The 16,588-nt window shown below is 71.1% G+C and carries 16 protein-coding genes; 10 read left to right on the top strand and 6 right to left on the bottom strand.

The genetic code is table 11. The features are described from left to right. The first annotated feature begins 3 nt into the window (after positions 1 to 3). The 8 genes from ACFY0P_RS13845 (at position 4) to ACFY0P_RS13810 (ending at position 7,791) form a co-directional block, all read left to right on the top strand. The gene (locus ACFY0P_RS13845) at positions 4 to 963 is read left to right on the top strand and encodes an ABC transporter permease (RefSeq protein ID WP_388911235.1); all 960 of its coding nucleotides are present in this window, start codon (positions 4 to 6) and stop codon (positions 961 to 963) included. Next, the gene (locus ACFY0P_RS13840) at positions 960 to 2,978 is read left to right on the top strand and encodes a dipeptide/oligopeptide/nickel ABC transporter permease/ATP-binding protein (RefSeq protein ID WP_388911232.1); all 2,019 of its coding nucleotides are present in this window, start codon (positions 960 to 962) and stop codon (positions 2,976 to 2,978) included. The genes ACFY0P_RS13845 and ACFY0P_RS13840 overlap by 4 nt, the downstream gene beginning before the upstream one ends. Next, a complete protein-coding gene (locus tag ACFY0P_RS13835; RefSeq protein ID WP_388911229.1) occupies positions 2,975 to 3,982 on the top strand; it encodes an oligopeptide/dipeptide ABC transporter ATP-binding protein in 1,008 nt (335 codons plus the stop codon). The genes ACFY0P_RS13840 and ACFY0P_RS13835 overlap by 4 nt, the downstream gene beginning before the upstream one ends. After that, the gene (locus tag ACFY0P_RS13830) at positions 3,982 to 4,908 is read left to right on the top strand and encodes a dihydrodipicolinate synthase family protein (RefSeq protein ID WP_388911226.1); all 927 of its coding nucleotides are present in this window, start codon (positions 3,982 to 3,984) and stop codon (positions 4,906 to 4,908) included. The genes ACFY0P_RS13835 and ACFY0P_RS13830 overlap by 1 nt, the downstream gene beginning before the upstream one ends. A 139-nt stretch (positions 4,909 to 5,047) precedes the next feature. Further along, positions 5,048 to 5,263 (top strand): hypothetical protein, encoded by a 216-nt coding sequence (locus ACFY0P_RS13825; protein ID WP_351700527.1) that lies wholly within the window; start codon positions 5,048 to 5,050, stop codon positions 5,261 to 5,263. Between the two features lie 49 nt (positions 5,264 to 5,312). After that, a complete protein-coding gene (gene recO, locus ACFY0P_RS13820) occupies positions 5,313 to 6,062 on the top strand; it encodes a DNA repair protein RecO (protein ID WP_388911223.1) in 750 nt (249 codons plus the stop codon). A 30-nt stretch (positions 6,063 to 6,092) separates the two neighbouring features. Beyond that, positions 6,093 to 6,932, top strand: a complete 840-nt coding sequence (locus ACFY0P_RS13815; RefSeq protein WP_388911220.1) for an isoprenyl transferase — start codon at positions 6,093 to 6,095, stop codon at positions 6,930 to 6,932. Positions 6,933 to 7,254: 322 nt separating this feature from the next. Further along, the gene (locus ACFY0P_RS13810) at positions 7,255 to 7,791 is read left to right on the top strand and encodes a YcxB family protein (RefSeq protein ID WP_388911217.1); all 537 of its coding nucleotides are present in this window, start codon (positions 7,255 to 7,257) and stop codon (positions 7,789 to 7,791) included. Position 7,792: 1 nt separating this feature from the next. On the opposite strand, the gene ACFY0P_RS13805 is transcribed toward ACFY0P_RS13810, so the two are convergent. The 4 genes from ACFY0P_RS13805 to ACFY0P_RS13790 form a co-directional block, all read right to left on the bottom strand. Continuing rightward, positions 7,793 to 8,218 carry a Fur family transcriptional regulator gene (locus ACFY0P_RS13805; protein WP_388911214.1) on the bottom strand — a complete coding sequence of 142 codons (426 nt, stop codon included), beginning with the start codon at positions 8,216 to 8,218 and terminating at the stop codon, positions 7,793 to 7,795. A 61-nt stretch (positions 8,219 to 8,279) separates the two neighbouring features. After that, complete coding sequence (locus ACFY0P_RS13800; protein ID WP_388911211.1) at positions 8,280 to 9,182, bottom strand: metal ABC transporter permease; 903 nt, start codon at positions 9,180 to 9,182, stop codon at positions 8,280 to 8,282. Further along, positions 9,182 to 9,946, bottom strand: coding sequence for a metal ABC transporter ATP-binding protein (locus ACFY0P_RS13795; protein WP_388911208.1), 765 nt, complete (start codon positions 9,944 to 9,946; stop codon positions 9,182 to 9,184). The genes ACFY0P_RS13800 and ACFY0P_RS13795 overlap by 1 nt, the downstream gene beginning before the upstream one ends. A gap of 26 nt (positions 9,947 to 9,972) precedes the next feature. After that, the gene (locus ACFY0P_RS13790; protein ID WP_388911205.1) at positions 9,973 to 10,929 is read right to left on the bottom strand and encodes a metal ABC transporter substrate-binding protein; all 957 of its coding nucleotides are present in this window, start codon (positions 10,927 to 10,929) and stop codon (positions 9,973 to 9,975) included. A 151-nt stretch (positions 10,930 to 11,080) separates the two neighbouring features. Here ACFY0P_RS13790 and ACFY0P_RS13785 point away from each other — a divergent pair, with 151 nt between their 5' ends. After that, complete coding sequence (locus ACFY0P_RS13785) at positions 11,081 to 12,463, top strand: glycine--tRNA ligase (RefSeq protein WP_388911202.1); 1,383 nt, start codon at positions 11,081 to 11,083, stop codon at positions 12,461 to 12,463. Positions 12,464 to 13,045: 582 nt separating this feature from the next. Here the strand turns inward: ACFY0P_RS13785 and ACFY0P_RS13780 are convergent. Both ACFY0P_RS13780 and ACFY0P_RS13775 read right to left on the bottom strand, forming a co-directional pair. Then, positions 13,046 to 14,173 carry an endonuclease/exonuclease/phosphatase family protein gene (locus ACFY0P_RS13780; RefSeq protein ID WP_388911200.1) on the bottom strand — a complete coding sequence of 376 codons (1,128 nt, stop codon included), beginning with the start codon at positions 14,171 to 14,173 and terminating at the stop codon, positions 13,046 to 13,048. A 171-nt stretch (positions 14,174 to 14,344) separates the two neighbouring features. Then, complete coding sequence (locus tag ACFY0P_RS13775; RefSeq protein WP_388911197.1) at positions 14,345 to 15,397, bottom strand: chitinase; 1,053 nt, start codon at positions 15,395 to 15,397, stop codon at positions 14,345 to 14,347. 155 nt (positions 15,398 to 15,552) lie between these two features. Between ACFY0P_RS13775 and ACFY0P_RS13770 the strand changes: the two genes are divergently transcribed. Further along, positions 15,553 to 16,563, top strand: a complete 1,011-nt coding sequence (locus ACFY0P_RS13770; RefSeq protein ID WP_388911194.1) for an aldo/keto reductase — start codon at positions 15,553 to 15,555, stop codon at positions 16,561 to 16,563. The last annotated feature ends 25 nt before the right edge of the window (positions 16,564 to 16,588 follow it).

The following is a 16,588-nucleotide window of genomic DNA, read 5'->3' as shown; positions in this document are numbered from 1 at the left end:
GGCATGACCGCCGTCCTGCGCATCCTGCTGCGCCGCACCGCCCTGCTGGTGCCGCTCCTGCTCGGCATCGCCCTGTTCGTGTTCCTGGTGATGCGGTTCTCCGACGTCGACCCGGCGTCCGCGTTCTTCCAGGGCGCCAACCCCACCCCGCGGCAACTCCACGACTTCCGCGCACGCAACGGTCTCCTCGACCCCCTCCCGCTGCGCTACGTCCACTTCGTCGGCGGCCTGCTCCACGGCGACCTCGGCACCAGCGCCCTCACCCGCACCCCGGTCCTCGACCAGGTCCTCACCGCCCTGCCGCTCACCCTCCAGCTGACCTTCCTGGGCCTCGGCATCGCCGTCGTCCTGGCGCTGGCCGCAGGCGTGACCGCGGCCATCCACCGGGACCGCTGGCCGGACCAGGTCATCCGCGTCCTCTCCCTCGTCGGCGTCGCCGCCCCCGCCTTCTGGCTGGCGCTGCTGATGATCCAGTACCTGGCCGTCGACCGCGGCTGGTTCCCGTCCGGCGGCTACATCAACCCCGAGGACTCCGTCTCCGGCTGGCTCAGGACCATGGCCCTGCCCGCCCTCGCGCTCTCCCTCCCGGTGGCCGCCCAGCTCACCCGGATCGTCCGCACCTCGGTGGTCGAGGAACTCGACAAGGACTACGTCCGCACCGCGATCGGCAGCGGCCTGCCGCCCCACGTCGTAATCGGCCGCAACGTCCTGCGCAACGCCCTGGTCAACCCCCTGACCGTGCTGGGCCTGCGGGTCGGCTACCTGCTCGGCGGGGCGGTCGTCATCGAGACCGTCTTCGCCCTGCCCGGCATGGGCAAGCTGATGATCGACGCCGTCCAGAACGGCGACCCGGCCGTCGTCCAGGGCGTCGTCCTCACCACCGCGACCGGCTTCGTCGTCGTCAACCTGGTCATCGACGTCCTCTACCTCCTGGTCAACCCGCGTCTGAGGGAGGCCACATGACGACGTTCACCCGCGCGGCCCTCACCACCGCGCTCGCCCGCCCCGGCGTACGACTGCGCAGGCTGTCACCGCTGTCGAAGACGGCCCTCGCGTTCCTTGCCGTGGTCGTCCTGGTGGCGGCGTTCGCCCCCCTCCTCGCCCCCGACGACCCCCTTGCGCAGCAGGCCCCCGCCGACGGCACCGGCCACCCCTCCGCCGGCCACTGGTTGGGCCAGGACAGCCTCGGCCGGGACATCCTCAGCCGGCTGATGTACGGCGCCCGCTGGTCCCTCGCCATCGGCCTCGGCGCCACCGGCCTCGCCCTGGTCGCCGGCGCCCTGCTCGGGGTCCTCGCGGCCACCTCCCGCAAGGCCGTCGACGAGACCCTGATGCGCTGCCTGGACGTGGTGATGGCGTTCCCCGGCATCGCCCTGGCCGCCGTCCTGGTCGCCGTCTTCGGCGGCGGCAGCACGGTCCTGATCTGCGCGATCGCCTTCCTCTTCACCCCGCCGGTGGCCCGGGTCGTCCGCGCGAACGTCCTCGACCAGTACGGCGAGGACTACGTCACCGCGGAACGCGTCATCGGCGCCCGCACCTCGCACATCGTCGTCCGCCACGTGGCGGTCAACTGCCTCGCCCCCGTCCTCGTCTTCTGCACGGTCCAGGTCGCCGAGGCCATCGTCTTCGAGGCGTCCCTGTCCTTCATCGGCGCGGGCGTACGGCCCCCCGACCCGTCCTGGGGCAGTGTCATCGCCGACGGCAAGAACATGGTCCTGACCGGCGGCTGGTGGGCCACCCTCTTCCCCGGCCTGCTCATCCTCCTCACGGTCCTCTCCCTCAACATGCTCTCCGAGGGCGTCTCGGACGCGTGGGCGTCACCGGCGGCGAGGGAGACGGAGCCGGCCCCGGACCCCGTAGCGGCCCCCGAGCCGGGGGAGGCCCCGGAGCTGCCGTCCCTGACCGAGGCGGCCGACCGGCTACGGGCCCGTGCTCGCCCGCTCCCCTCCCACGAGGGACCACCGGTGCTGTCCGTGGAGAATCTCGCGATCGGCTTCCCGGACCGCCACCGGGGGGTGAACATCGTCAACGGCATCAGCTTCGAGGTGTATCCCGGCGAAGTCCTGGGTCTGGTAGGGGAGTCGGGCTGCGGAAAGTCCCTGACGGCCCTGACGATCATGGGCCTGCAGCCGAAGACGGCACGGGTAGCGGGCCGAATCGATTTCCACGCCGGTGAGGGAACGCGCCCCAAAGGGGCGCGGGGAACTGCGCGACCAGCCCCCACCGGCCCGCAGCCGCCCGTGGACCTCACCACCCCCCACCGCCGCCTCCTCGGCCACGAGATCGCGATGGTCTACCAGGACGCCCTGTCTTCCCTGAACCCTTCCATGACGGTCAACGCCCAGCTCAAACAGCTGGTGAGACGCGGCGGCCACCGCACCCCCGCCGAACTCCTCACCCTCGTCGGCCTCGACCCCACCCGAACCCTGCGGAGCTACCCCCACGAACTCTCCGGCGGCCAGCGTCAACGCGTCCTCATCGCGATGGCCCTCTCCCGCGACCCCCGCCTGATCATCGCCGACGAACCCACCACCGCCCTCGACGTCACCGTCCAGGCCCAGGTGATGGAACTCCTCCTGCGCCTGCGCGAGGAACTCGGCTTCGCGCTGATCCTGGTCTCGCACGACCTCGCCCTGGTCGCGGACGTCACCGACCGGGTGGTGGTGATGTACGGCGGGCAGATCGTCGAGACCGGCGTCACCGCGGAACTGGTCGGCGCGCCCACCCACCACTACACGCGCGGCCTGCTCGGCAGCGTGCTGTCGCTGGAGTCCGGGGCCGAGCGGCTCACCCAGATCAGGGGCGTGGTGCCGTCCCCCGCCGACTTCCCCGCAGGGTGCCGCTTCAGCGACCGCTGCCCGGCGGCGAGCGAGATCTGCCGTACGACACCACCCGGCCTCACCGGCACCCCCACCCACACCGCGGCCTGCCACCACCCGGCCGTCGACCTGGCGGCGAGCACGGAGGCGGTCACATGAGCGCGGTGGAGCTGACCGGCGTCCACGTGGTCCACCGGGCCCGCGGCGGGGGCGTGTTCGGCCGGGACCGGGTGTACGCGCTGACCGGCGCCGACCTCACCGTGGCGCCCGGCGAGACGGTGGGCGTGGTCGGCGAGTCCGGGTGCGGGAAGTCGACGCTGGCGAAGGTGCTGGTCGGCATCCAGCGGCCGACGGCCGGCACGGTCACCTTCCACGGCCGGGACCTGTGGGCGATGCCGCAGGGCGAACGCCGGACGACCGTCGGCGCGAGCACCGGCATGGTCTTCCAGGACCCGTCGACGGCCCTCAACCGCCGCCTGCCCGTACGCCGCATCCTGCGCGACCCGCTGGACGTCCACGACCGCGGCACCAAGGCCGAACGGGAGGACAGGGTACGGGAGTTGATGAGCCTCGTCGGCCTGCCCCGGGCGCTCGCCGAGGCGCTGCCCGGCCAGCTCTCCGGCGGGCAGCGCCAGCGCGTCGCGATCGCCCGCGCCCTCGCCCTGGACCCCGACCTGGTGGTGGCGGACGAACCGACCAGCGCGCTGGACGTCTCGGTCCGCGCCCAGATCCTCAACCTCCTCCTGGAGCTGCGCGAACGCCTCGGCCTCGCCCTGGTCTTCGTCTCCCACGACATCCAGACGGTACGGCGGATGAGCGACCGGGTGATCACCATGTACCTGGGCCGGATCGTCGAGGACACCCCGGCCGCCGACGTCACCGACCACGCCCGGCATCCCTACACCCGGGCCCTGTTCTCGGCCACCCCGGGCCTGCTGAACCCGATCGACCCCATCCCGCTCACCGGCCCGGTGCCCTCGGCGACCCGGCCGCCGTCCGGGTGCCCGTTCCGCACCCGCTGCTGGCGGGCGGACGACGAGTGTGCCGTCCGCATGCCTGACTTCTCGGCCGCGTCACGGCCCGGTCACCGCTACCGCTGCCACCACCCCGTGGATCCTGTGGAGGAGGACCAGCCGAGCCACAGCCTGCCCAGGGAGACCTGATGACGCTGCCCACCCCGCTCACCGGTGTCGTACCGCCCGTCTGCACGCCCCTGACACCGGACCGCGAGGTGGACGTCGCCTCCCTGCGCAGGCTCGTCGACCATCTGACGGCGGCCGGGGTGGACGGGCTGTTCGTGCTGGGCTCGACGTCGGAGGTGGCGTACCTGACGGACCGGCAGCGCAGGCTGGTCACCGAGACGGTGGTCGCCCACGCGGCCGGCCGGCTCCCGGTCCTGGCGGGCGTCATCGACATGACGACCCCCCGGGTCCTGGACCACGTCGCGTCCGTCACCGCGGCCGGCGCGGACGCGGTCGTCGTCACCGCCCCCTTCTACACCCGCACCCACCCGGCCGAGATCGCCCGCCACTTCCGTCTGGTCGCCGACCGGTCGCCGGTCCCGGTCATCGCGTACGACATCCCGGTCGCCGTCCACACCAGGCTCCCCGCCGCCCTGGTGCTCGAGCTGGCCGCCGACGGGGTGCTGGCCGGGCTGAAGGACTCCAGCGGCGACCTGGCGGGCTTCCGCGAGGTCGTCACGGGCAGCAGGGGCCTGTCCGGCTTCAGCGCGCTGACGGGGTCCGAGCTGACCGTCGACTCGGCCCTCGCGCTGGGCGCCGACGGGGCGGTCCCGGGGCTCGCCAACGTCGACCCGGACGGGTACGTCCGCCTGGACCGGCTCTGCCGGGCGGGGGACTGGGACCGGGCGCGGGCCGAGCAGGAGCGGCTGTGCGGTCTCTTCCGGATGACCGGTGTCGGGGACCCGGCCCGGATGGGCGGCAGCTCGGCGGGGCTGGGGGCGTTCAAGGCGGCGCTGCACCTGCGCGGGGTGATCGACTGCCCGGCCACCGCCGAGCCCCAGGTGCCGCTGTCGCAGGAGGAGACCGAGTGCGTGGCGAAGTACCTGGCGGGCGCGGGTCTGATGTAGCGAGCTCCGATGCGGCGAGCCGCCCCGGTCCTCGGCGGGTCCCCGGACAGACTCCGGCCGAGTCTAGGCACGCAGCGCCACACCGGTGATGCGAAGCGTGAAATTCCCAGGGGCGGGGGAGCCAGGTGAGGTGAACGCGATGAACCTCCCCATCGGCTCCTGTGCCGTCGACACCCGTACCGGACGGCTGGGCATCGTCATGGGCCACGAGGGCCCCTACGTGCAGTTGCGGCCGTACGGGGGAGGACGGGAGTGGGACGCGCACCCGGACGCCGTACGCGTCGCCACCCAGGCCGAACGGCTCAGCGCGGCCACCGCCCACGCCAACGCCCGCAGCCGCGGCGAGGCCTCCTGAAGGCCGCCTCGCCCCACGCCCCCTTCCGGCGACAGGGCAGAATGGGCCCATGAGCCTGTTCCGCGACGACGGCATCGTGCTGCGCACCCAGAAGCTGGGTGAGGCGGACCGCATCATCACGATGCTCACCCGTGGGCACGGCCGGGTGCGGGCGGTGGCCCGTGGGGTGCGGCGGACCAAGTCGAAGTTCGGGGCCCGCCTGGAGCCCTTCTCCCATGTCGACGTGCAGTTCTTCGCCCGCGGGAGCGAGCTGGTCGGGCGCGGGCTGCCGCTGTGCACGCAGAGCGAGACCATCGCGCCCTACGGCGGCGGGATCGTCACCGACTACGCGCGGTACACCGCCGGGACGGCCATGCTGGAGACCGCCGAGCGGTTCACCGACCACGAGGGCGAGCCGGCCGTGCAGCAGTACCTGCTGCTCGTGGGGGGCCTGCGGACCCTCGCCCGCGGGGAGCACGCCCCGCATCTCGTCCTCGACGCCTTCCTGCTGCGCTCCCTCGCGGTCAACGGCTACGCGCCCAGCTTCGAGGCCTGCGCCAAGTGCGGCATGCCCGGCCCTAACCGCTTCTTCTCGGTCGGCTCCGGCGGCAGCGTCTGCGTCGACTGCCGGGTGCCCGGCAGCGTCGTACCCTCGCCGCAGACCCTGGTTCTGCTCGGGGCGCTGCTTACGGGAGACTGGGAGACCGCGGACGCGGCCGAGGCCCGGCACGTCAGGGAGGGCAGTGGGCTGGTGTCCGCCTATCTGCACTGGCATCTGGAGCGCGGGCTGCGCTCGCTCAGGTACGTAGAGAAAAGCTAGCGAGAAAAGCCAGAGGGAGACGAGAAGCACATGGTCGTACGCGGGATCCTGGGGCGTCAGCGCCGCGAGTACAAGGCGCCCGAGCCGCACCCGTCCGGCGCCCGCCCGCCCAAGCTCCCGGGCGAGCTGGTCCCGAACCATGTGGCGATCGTCATGGACGGGAACGGCCGCTGGGCGAAGGAGCGCGGGCTGCCGCGCACCGAGGGCCACAAGGTCGGCGCCGAGCAGGTCCTCGACGTGCTCCAGGGCGCGATCGAGATGGGCGTGCGCAACATCTCCCTGTACGCCTTCTCCACCGAGAACTGGAAGCGCTCGCCCGAAGAGGTCCGCTTCCTGATGAACTTCAACCGCGACTTCATCCGCAAGTCCCGCGACCAGCTCGACTCGCTCGGTGTCCGGGTGCGCTGGGCGGGCCGGATGCCCCGGCTGTGGAAGTCGGTCGCCAGGGAGCTCCAGGTCGCCCAGGAGCAGACCAAGGACAACGACCTGCTCACCCTGTACTTCTGCATGAACTACGGCGGCCGGGCCGAGATCACCGACGCGGTGCAGGCGATCGCCGAGGAGGTGAAGGCGGGCCGGCTCGACCCGTCGAAGATCACCGAGAAGACCATCCAGAAGCACATGTACTACGCCGACATGCCCGACGTGGACATGTTCCTGCGGCCCAGCGGCGAGCAGCGCACCTCCAACTACCTGATCTGGCAGAGCGCTTACGCCGAGATGGTCTTCCAGGACGTGCTGTGGCCCGACTTCGACCGCCGCGACCTGTGGCGGGCGTGCGTCGAATTCGCCTCCCGCGACCGGCGGTTCGGCGGGGCCATCCCCAACGAGGAACTGCTGGCGATGGAGGGCAGCCAGGAGAGCGACTGACGGCCATCCGCCGTTCGTGAGGGCCGAAGCGTGTCACCCCCGCTCTCGCCCTCGGCGCCCTGTTCCTCACGCGCTGCCAGCGCACGCCAGGACAGAGGGATCCGTGCCGTTGACCCGTACCCGCGAGGGCAGTCGAGCCACACGGGGCGCTGCTGGTTCTCGATGGACTGGCGTACGGCGGTCAGCGGCGCTTCGTCGCAGCTTCCGGCGAAGCAGGAGCCGGACCAGAAGTGGCCGCCTGAACCTCCTGCACGACTGGTGGACGACGCTGCCGAAGGAGTGCTTCGACCGGAACTGACCTGCGCCTGTACGATCCCGCCTCATGGTCATGGACATGGGGCGGGACGCCGGGCAGGGCGTGGTGGAGCTGGCCTACCAGCCGGTCGTGGGAGATTTCTTGGGGGCGCTGCGGGAGCGCGAGCGGTTGAGGCGACGGGGGTGGATGCGGCGCTGGGCTGTCGGTCTCATCGCGTTCGCCTTCGTGCTTAACGCCTTGCTCTCGGTGACGGGGAGTGAGAAGCCCGACTGGTTCCTGCTCACCGTGATGCCCTTGGGCGTGGCCATGGTGTGCCTCACACCCCGGCTCCAGGCCCGCGCATTCCTCAAGCTCGCTGCCCGCAACGGCACGTTTCGCGCGACCGTGGCGGACGCCGGGCTGACGATGACCACCGACAACAGCATGACGTCCGTCAACTGGTCGGCGCAGCCCCGCTATCGGGAGACCAAGGACGCTTTCATCACCTACAGCGACGACAAGAACGCCTCGTGCTTCACCGTGCTGCCCAAGCGCGGCCTCCCGGACCCCGCCGACGCCGACCGGCTGCGCGCGATCCTCGACCGGCACCTCAGCCGCGCGTAGCTCAGCAGCTCTCCGCCGCGGTCCCGGCGCAGTCCGCGCACGTCCCGAAGATCTCGACGGTGTGGGCGACGTTGACGTACCCGTGCTCGGCGGCGATGGCCTCGGCCCACTTCTCGACGGCCGGGCCCTCCACCTCCACCGCCTTGCCGCAGACGCGGCAGACCAGGTGGTGGTGGTGCTCCCCGGTGGAGCAGCGGCGGTAGACCGACTCGCCGTCGGACGTGCGCAGGACGTCCACCTCGCCGGCGTCGGCGAGGTTCTGGAGCGTGCGGTAGACCGTGGTCAGGCCGACCGAGTCGCCCTTGTGCTTGAGCATGTCGTGCAGTTCCTGCGCGCTGCGGAACTCCTCGACCTCGTCCAGGCACGCCGCCACGGCTGCCCGCTGACGGGTCGAGCGGCCCTTCACGGGCGGTCCAGCGGTCGTCACCGGTTGCCTCCTCACATCACTGCTTCTGCCGGGCCATTGTGCCAGCCCGGGCTGAGGGCGGTCAGACGCCGACCTCGTCGGCGGCCCCCCTGGTGGCCGGAATCGCGCACTCCGCCGGGTCCCCGGCGGGCCGTCGCGCGGCGGCCGCGCGGGCGCGTCGGCGGGCCAGTGGGGTGGCCAGCACGCTCAGCACGACGAACGCGGCGATGGTCAGCAGCACGATCGTCGCGCCCGGCGGGACGTACTGGTAGTACGACGTGATCGTGCCCCCGATCGTCACCGTCACACCGATCGCGACGGCGATCGCGAACGTGGCCGCGAAGCTGCGGCTCAGCTGCTGCGCGGCGGCCACCGGGACGACCATGAGCGCGGAGACCAGCAGCAGGCCCACCACGCGCATCGCCACCGTCACGGTCACCGCCGCCGTGATCGCGGTGAGCAGGTTGAGCGCCCGTACCGGCAGGCCGGTCACCCGCGCGAACTCCTCGTCCTGGCTCACCGCGAACAGCTGCCGGCGCAGGCCGAGGGTGACCAGGAGGACGAAGGCCGCCAGCAGGCAGATCGCGGTGACGTCCGACTCGGACACCGTCGACAGCGAGCCGAAGAGATACGACATCAGGTTGGCGTTGGAGCCGCCCGGCGCGAGGTTGATCAGCATCACCCCGCCGGCCATCCCGCCGTAGAAGAGCATCGCGAGGGCGATGTCGCCGCGGGTGCGGCCGTACCAGCGGATCAGCTCCATCACGATCGCGCCGAGCACCGACACCGCCGTCGCCATCCAGACGGGGGAGGTCGAGAGCAGGAAGCCGAGGCCGACGCCGGTCATCGCGACGTGGCCGATGCCGTCGCCCATCAGGGCCTGGCGGCGCTGGACCAGGTAGATGCCGACGGCGGGGGCGGTGATGCCGACCAGGACGGCGGCGAGCAGGGCCCGCTGCATGAAGGCGTAGTTCAGGAAGTCCATCAGCTCAGCAGTCCCGTGCGCAGTGGCGTGTGCTCGTCGTGGGGGTGGACGTGGTCGTGGCCGGGCAGGGCGTGCTGGCCGACCGCCCGCGGGGGCGGGCCGTCGTGCAGGACGCAGCCGTCGCGCAGGACGACCGCGCGGTCGATCAGCGGCTCCAGCGGGCCCAGTTCGTGCAGGACGAGGAGGACCGTGGTGCCCTGCTCGACCTGCTCGCGCAGCGTTCGCGCGAGGATCTCCTGGCTGGCCAGGTCGACGCCCGCCATCGGCTCGTCCATGATCAGCAGTTCGGGCTCGGCGACCAGCGCGCGGGCGATCAGCACCCGCTGGTGCTGGCCGCCGGAGAGCGCCTCCACGTTGTCCTTGGCGCGGTCCGCCATGCCGACCAGGCCCAGGGCGTGCCGCACGGCCGCGTGGTCGGCCTTGTGGAAGAGACCGAAGCGGGTGCGGGAGAGACGGCCGGCCGAGACGACCTCGGTGACCGTCGCCGGGACCCCGCCCGCCGCGGTGGTGCGCTGCGGGACGTAGCCGACCCGCGACCAGTCCCGGAAGGAACGGCGTGCAGTGCCGAACAGGGATATCTCGCCGCCGCTCACCGGCACCTGGCCGATGATCGTGCGGATCGCGGTCGACTTGCCCGAGCCGTTCGCGCCGAGCAGCGCGACCACCTCACCGCGGTGCACGGTGAGGTCGATGCCGCGCAGGACGGGGCGCGAGCCCAGCTCCGCGGTGACGCCGCGCAGGGATATGACGGGCTCGCCGTTCATCTCGTCGTCTCCTGTCAGGTGGCGTGTCACTGGGCGCCCAGTGCCTGCTGCAGTGCCTTGAGGTTGGCTTCCTGGACCGCGAAGTAGTCCCGGCCGCGGGACTTGGCGGTGATGCCCTCGATCGGGTCGAGGACGTCCGTCTTCAGACCGGCGTCGGCGGCGATGGTCTTGGCGGTCTTGTCGCTGACGAGCGTCTCGTAGAACACGGTGGTGACGCCGTCGGCCCTGGCCATGGTCTCGAGGTCCTTCACGCGGGCCGCGCTCGGCTCCGACTCGGGGTCGAGGCCGTTGATGGCCTCCTCGGTCAGGCCGTAGCGCTCGGCGAGGTAGCCGAAGGCCGCGTGCGTGGTGATGAAGACCTTGGACCTCGTGTCCGCGAGGCCGTCCTTGAACTGCGTGTTCAGGTCGTCCAGCTTCTTGACCAGGGCCGCGGTGTTCTTCTTGTAGTCGGCGGCGTGGTCCGGGTCGGCCTTCTCGAAGGCCTTGCCGACGCCCTCGGCGACCTGGGCGTAGCGCACCGGGTCGAGCCAGATGTGCGGGTCGAGGCCGGACAGCTCCTCGTTTTTCGAGGTGTCGTGCGAGGCCGCGTGCCCGCCGACCTCGTTGCCGTGCTTCTCCAGCGTGGTCAGGGAAGCGGCGTCGATCTTCGTCTTCACCGACGACTGGGCGACCGCGTCGTCGACGGAGGGCTGGAGGTTCTTCAGGTAGAGGACCGCGTCGGACTTCTCGATCCCGATGATCTGCTTGGGGCTGATCTCCAGGTCGTGCGGCTCCTGGCCGGGCTGGGTGAGACTGGTGACGTGGACGTGGCTGCCGCCGATCTGATCGGCGAGGTAGGCCATCGGGTAGAACGACGCGACGACGTCGAACTTGCCGGTCTGGGCCGCCGTGGCGTCGCCGCCGCAGGCAGTGAGGGTCGCTATGCCGAGTGCGGTGACGGTGGTCGCGGCGGCCACGGGTATGAGGCCTCGTCGTACGTTCATGAGAGTCATTTTCAACAAACATGGAAACCGTTGTCAACAAGCCTGCTGAGGGGAACCGATTTGGTTGAGGGGGAGCCCCCGCCGGTACCCTGAAGCATTCGCTCTGAAGCGTCTTTGCTTCGTCGCCCGTCGTCGTAATGAAGAGAGCACCGTGGCCGCCGACAAGATCGACACCATCGTCAGCCTGAGCAAGCGCCGTGGCTTCGTATTCCCGTGCAGTGAGATCTACGGCGGCCAGCGTGCCGCCTGGGACTACGGGCCGCTGGGTGTCGAGCTCAAGGAGAACCTGAAGCGCCAGTGGTGGCGCTACATGGTGACGTCGCGCGAGGACGTGGTCGGTCTCGACTCGTCCGTCATCCTGGCCCCCGAGGTCTGGGTGGCCTCCGGTCACGTCGCCACCTTCACGGACCCGCTGACCGAGTGCACCGCCTGTCACAAGCGGTTCCGCGCGGACCACCTGGAGGAGGCGTACGAGGCCAAGCACGGCCGTCTCCCGGAGAACGGCCTCGCGGACGTCAACTGCCCCAACTGCGGCAACAAGGGCCAGTTCACCGAGCCCAAGCAGTTCTCGGGCCTGCTCTCCACCCACCTCGGGCCGACCCAGGACAGCGGCTCCGTCGCCTACCTGCGCCCGGAGACCGCGCAGGGCATCTTCACCAACTTCGCCCAGGTGCAGACCACCTCGCGCCGCAAGCCGCCGTTCGGCATCGCGCAGATGGGCAAGTCCTTCCGCAACGAGATCACGCCCGGCAACTTCATCTTCCGCACCCGCGAGTTCGAGCAGATGGAGATGGAGTTCTTCGTCAAGCCGGGCGAGGACGAGAAGTGGCAGGAGTACTGGATGGAGCAGCGCTGGAACTGGTACACCGGCCTGGGCCTGCGCGAGGAGAACATGCGGTGGTACGAGCACCCGAAGGAGAAGCTCTCCCACTACTCCAAGCGCACCGCTGACATCGAGTACCGCTTCCAGTTCGGCGGCAACGAGTGGGGCGAGCTGGAGGGTGTCGCCAACCGCACCGACTACGACCTGAACGCCCACTCCAAGGCCTCCGGCCAGGACCTCTCCTACTTCGACCAGGAGGCCCAGGAGCGCTGGACGCCGTACGTCATCGAGCCGGCGGCCGGTGTCGGGCGGGCGATGCTCGCCTTCCTGCTGGACGCGTACATCGAGGACGAGGCGCCGAACGCCAAGGGCAAGCTGGAGAAGCGGACGGTGCTGCGCCTGGACCACCGCCTGGCCCCGGTCAAGGTCGCGGTCCTGCCGCTGTCCCGCAACCCCGAGCTGTCCCCGAAGGCCAAGGGCCTCGCCCAGGCGCTGCGCGGGCACTGGAACATCGAGTTCGACGACGCCGGTGCGATCGGGCGCCGCTACCGCCGCCAGGACGAGATCGGTACGCCGTACTGCGTGACCGTCGACTTCGACACGCTCGAGGACAACGCCGTCACGGTGCGTGAGCGTGACTCGATGAAGCAGGAGCGGGTGTCTCTCGACCAGATCGAGGGCTACCTCGCGGGTCGCCTGCTGGGCTGCTAGGCCCCGGCCCTTCCGCCTTCTCGCCCACCCTCCCACCCGACTCGGTCGGCTGGAGGGTGGGCGTTTCGGCGTTTTGGGTGCCGGGGAGGGCGGCCGACCCAAGGGGCGCGGGAAGGGTGCCCGACCCAAGGGGCGCGGGAAGGGCGCCCGACCCAAGCGGCGCGGGGAACTGCGCGATCGGCCCCGCCGGCCCGCGGGGAACTGCGCGATCGGCCCCGCTGGCCGGCGGGGAACTGCGGGATGGTCCCACCGGCCCGCGGGGACTGCGGGATCGGCTCCCGTCGGCCCGCGGGGACTGCGGGATTGGTCTCACCGGCCCGTGAGGACTGCGGGATCGGCCCCCGTCGGCCCGCGGGGACTGCGGGATTGGTCTCACCGGCCCGTGAGGACTGCGGGATCGGCCCCCGCCGGCCCGTGGGGAGCTGCGGGATCGGCCCCACCGCCCCACCGGCCCGCGGGGAAACCGCGCGATCGGCCCCCGCCGGCCCCTGGCGAACCACCGGCCGGTGCCCGGCGCCGCCGGGATCCGTCGCTGGGGCTGGTCGCCGTTGGGGCGGGAGGGGGAGGGTGCTCCGGAGTTCCCTACAGGTCCAGGTCCACATAGAGCGCCGCGTGGTCCGACGCCTCCGTGAGTTTCGACGTCACGGTGTCGAAGGACTTGATGCCGTCCGCGAAGATGCCGCGGGTCTCCAGGCCCACGTGCTGGACCTCGTGCCACAGCGGCGGCGGGAGCAGCAGGTAGTCGATCTTGTCCTGGAGCCGGGTGCACGGCTCGTGCGTGCCGGGCTCGCCGTGGTAGGACGGGTGGCTCATGACATCGCGCAGACCGGTGTCCAGCAGCTGCGCCACCGCTTCGCTCTCCGGGTCGTCGTTGAGGTCCCCGGCGACCACGACGTGCGGGGTGCGTTCCGCCGCCGCCCGGTAGATCTCCGCGACCCGCTTCGCCTGGGCCAGTCGCAGCTCCGGGTCGTCGCGGAACTTGCTCTTGAGGTGGTTGCCCAGGATCACCAGCGGCGTTCCGTCGAGCTGGATCTCGAACTCGGGGCAGTCACGGCTGAACAGCCGGTCGGCCGGGTGGTCCGGGTCGGTGTCGAAGAGGTGGGAGCGGACGGACGTGATCGGGTGCCGGCTGAGGATCCCGATGTCGATGCCCCGGGGGTCGTTGCCGTCGATCAGCAGGTTGTACGGGTACGGCCGTCGGCCCAGCGCGTCCGCCAGGACCTGGGTGTTGAAGCGCTCCAGGGTGAGCCGGTCCTCGACCTCCACGGTCAGCAGGATGTCGGCGTCGACCTCCGCGACCACCCGGCCGGTGTTCCGCACCATGCTCATGTCGAGGTCGTCGTGCGAGAGTTCGGCCCATCCGGTCCACGACCCCCGGCCGGTGGCGATGATGTCGTGGGGGGTCTTCGGCGGCCTGGTCGTGTCGAAGAGCCCGGTGTGCTTGCCCGGGCGGGACTGGTTGATGACGATCGGCGGCGGGCCCTTCGGGTCCGGGTGTTTCGGGTCGTCGATGTCGTACGCCCGGTACGTCGTGACGATCCGGACGATCTCCGCCTTGTCGGCGTCCGAGTACGTCGGCAGGTCGAGGACGGCGACCAACTTGGCGAAGTCGGCGAGGACTTGCTCCCGCTCGGCCGGATTCTCCAGCCGGAAGGCCGTGGGCCGGCGGAAGAGGTTCTCCATGTTGAACGTGGCGATCCGAATGCTCATGGCGGGCCTCCTCGGCGGCGCGAGAGCACCGGGGGAACGGCCGGTGGCAGGCGCCGCCGGTGACTGCTCGCCGGCAGTTCCATTCTCGGAGTCCGGGCGGCGTCTGTCGAACGGAGGGCGGGGCGGGCCCGCGCCGCCCGGACCCGCCCTGCCGCCCGGGTCCGGGCGGGCTCAACGCCCCTGGAGGGACTTCACGTTGTCACCGAACGTCCAGTTCTTCGAGCCGTCCCAGTTGATCGACCAGGTCATCAGGCCCTTGAGGGACGTGCCGTAGTGCCTCCAGGCCTGGGAGACCAGCGACGGGGACATGTAGCCGCCGCCCGCCCCGGACTGCGCGGGCAGGCCCGGGACCTGCTTGTCGTACGGCACCTTGACGGTCGTGCCCTGCACGACCAGCCCCTTGTTGAGGCAGTCGGTCTGTGCGGTGAAGCCGGCGACCGTGCCGGCCGGGTAGGAGTCGCCGGAGCAGCCGTACATGCTGCCGTTGTAGTACTGCATGTTGAGCCACCACAGGCGGCCGTTGTCGGCGTACCTCTTGATGATCGGCAGGTAGGCGCCCCAGATCGAGCCGTAGGTGATGCTGCCGCCGGTGACGTACGCCGTCTCCGGGGCCATCGTGAGGCCGAAGTTGGACGGCATCCGGGCGAGGACGCCGTCGATGATGCGGACCAGGTTGGCCTGGGAGGTGGAGAGTTGGGTGATCGACCCGCTGCCCACCAGGCCGGTCTCGATGTCGATGTCGATGCCGTCGAAGTTGTACTTCTTCAGGATCGGGACGATCGTCGAGACGAACTTGTCGGCCACGGTGGACGAGCTGAGGTCGATGCCCGCGGCCGCCCCGCCGATCGACAGCAGGACGGTCTGCCCCGACGCCTTCGCCGCGCACATCTCCGCGGGCGTGGCCACCTTCACGCCCGTGTCCATGCCGTCCTCCCAGAGCGCGGTGCCGTCGGAACGGATCACGGGGAAGGCCGCGTTGATCACGTTGTAGCCGTGGGCGGCGATCCGGGAGTCGGTGATCGGGGTCCAGCCGAAGGGCGGGTGGACCCCGTTGGCGGAGCCGTCCCAGTTCTCCCAGTACCCCTGCAGCACCTTGCCCGCGGGACGGGACTTGACCGCGCAGGTGTCGGCGGCCGAGGCGGTGGGCGCGGTGGCGATCGCGAGCGGGGCGAGCACGGCCGTGGTGAGGCCGGCGGCGAGCAGGCGCAGCGTGCGGCGGAGCATGCGGTCCTCCCGGTGGGGGTGCGGTGAGGTGTCGTAGGCATGACAGTGCTCGTGGTCCAGACCTCCCGTCAATAGGTCTGGACCATTCCGGGTGCCGGGACGGCTATGGAATGACAGATATTGAAATCTGTCATCTGTCATGCCATGGTGGAGCCATGACGATGCACACCCGTTCCCTCGGATCCACCGGCCCCCACGTCTCCGCCCTCGGTCTCGGCTGCATGGGCATGTCCGCGCTGTACGGCGAGGCCGACCGCGCCGAGTCGATCGCCACGATCCACGCCGCCCTCGACGCGGGCGTGACCCTGCTCGACACCGGCGACTTCTACGCCATGGGGCACAACGAGATGCTGATCGGCGAGGCCCTGCGCACCGCCCCCGCGGCCCTCCGTGAAAAGGCGCTGACCAGCGTCAAGTTCGGCGCCCTGCGCGACCCGGACGGCGGCTGGAACGCCTACGACGGCCGCCCGGCCGCCGTGAAGAACTTCGCCGCCTACTCCCTGCAGCGCCTCGGCGTCGACCACATCGACGTCTACCGGATCGCCCGCGTCGACCCGGACGTGCCGATCGAGGAGACGGTCGGCGCCATCGCCGAACTGGTCGAGAAGGGGCATGTCCGGCACATCGGCCTCAGCGAGGCGAGCGTGGCGAACATCCGGCGGGCCGCCGCCACCGCGCCCATCTCCGACCTGCAGATCGAGTACGCGATCATCACCCGCGACATCGAGCGGGAGGTCCTGCCGGCCACCCGTGAGCTGGGCATCTCCATCACCGCGTACGGCGTGCTCTCCCGGGGCCTGATCTCCGGCCACTTCACCCGCGACCGGCAGCTCGGCGCGGGCGACTTCCGGGCCTTCTCGCCCCGCTTCCAGGGCGACAACCTCCAGCACAACCTCGACCTCGTCGAGGCGCTGCGCAAGATCGCCGACGAGAAGGGCGTGACCGTCGCGCAGATCGCCATCGCCTGGGTGCTCTCCCGCGGCGAGGACATCGTGCCGCTCGTCGGCGCCCGCACCCGCGAGCGGCTCGCCGAGTCGCTGGGCGCGCTGGACGTCACCCTGGACGCGGCCGACCTGGCGGCGATCGAGGAGGCCGTGCCGGCGGACGCGGCGGCGGGCACCCGCTACCCGGCCGCGCAGATGAGCCATCTCGGCACCGAGCACTGACCGCGGCGCCAGGTACCGTCTAGGC

It is taken from the genome of Streptomyces sp. NPDC001714, from assembly GCF_042892755.1.
Taxonomy (GTDB): domain Bacteria; phylum Actinomycetota; class Actinomycetes; order Streptomycetales; family Streptomycetaceae; genus Streptomyces.
This window is presented reverse-complemented; position numbering and strand designations above follow the sequence as displayed.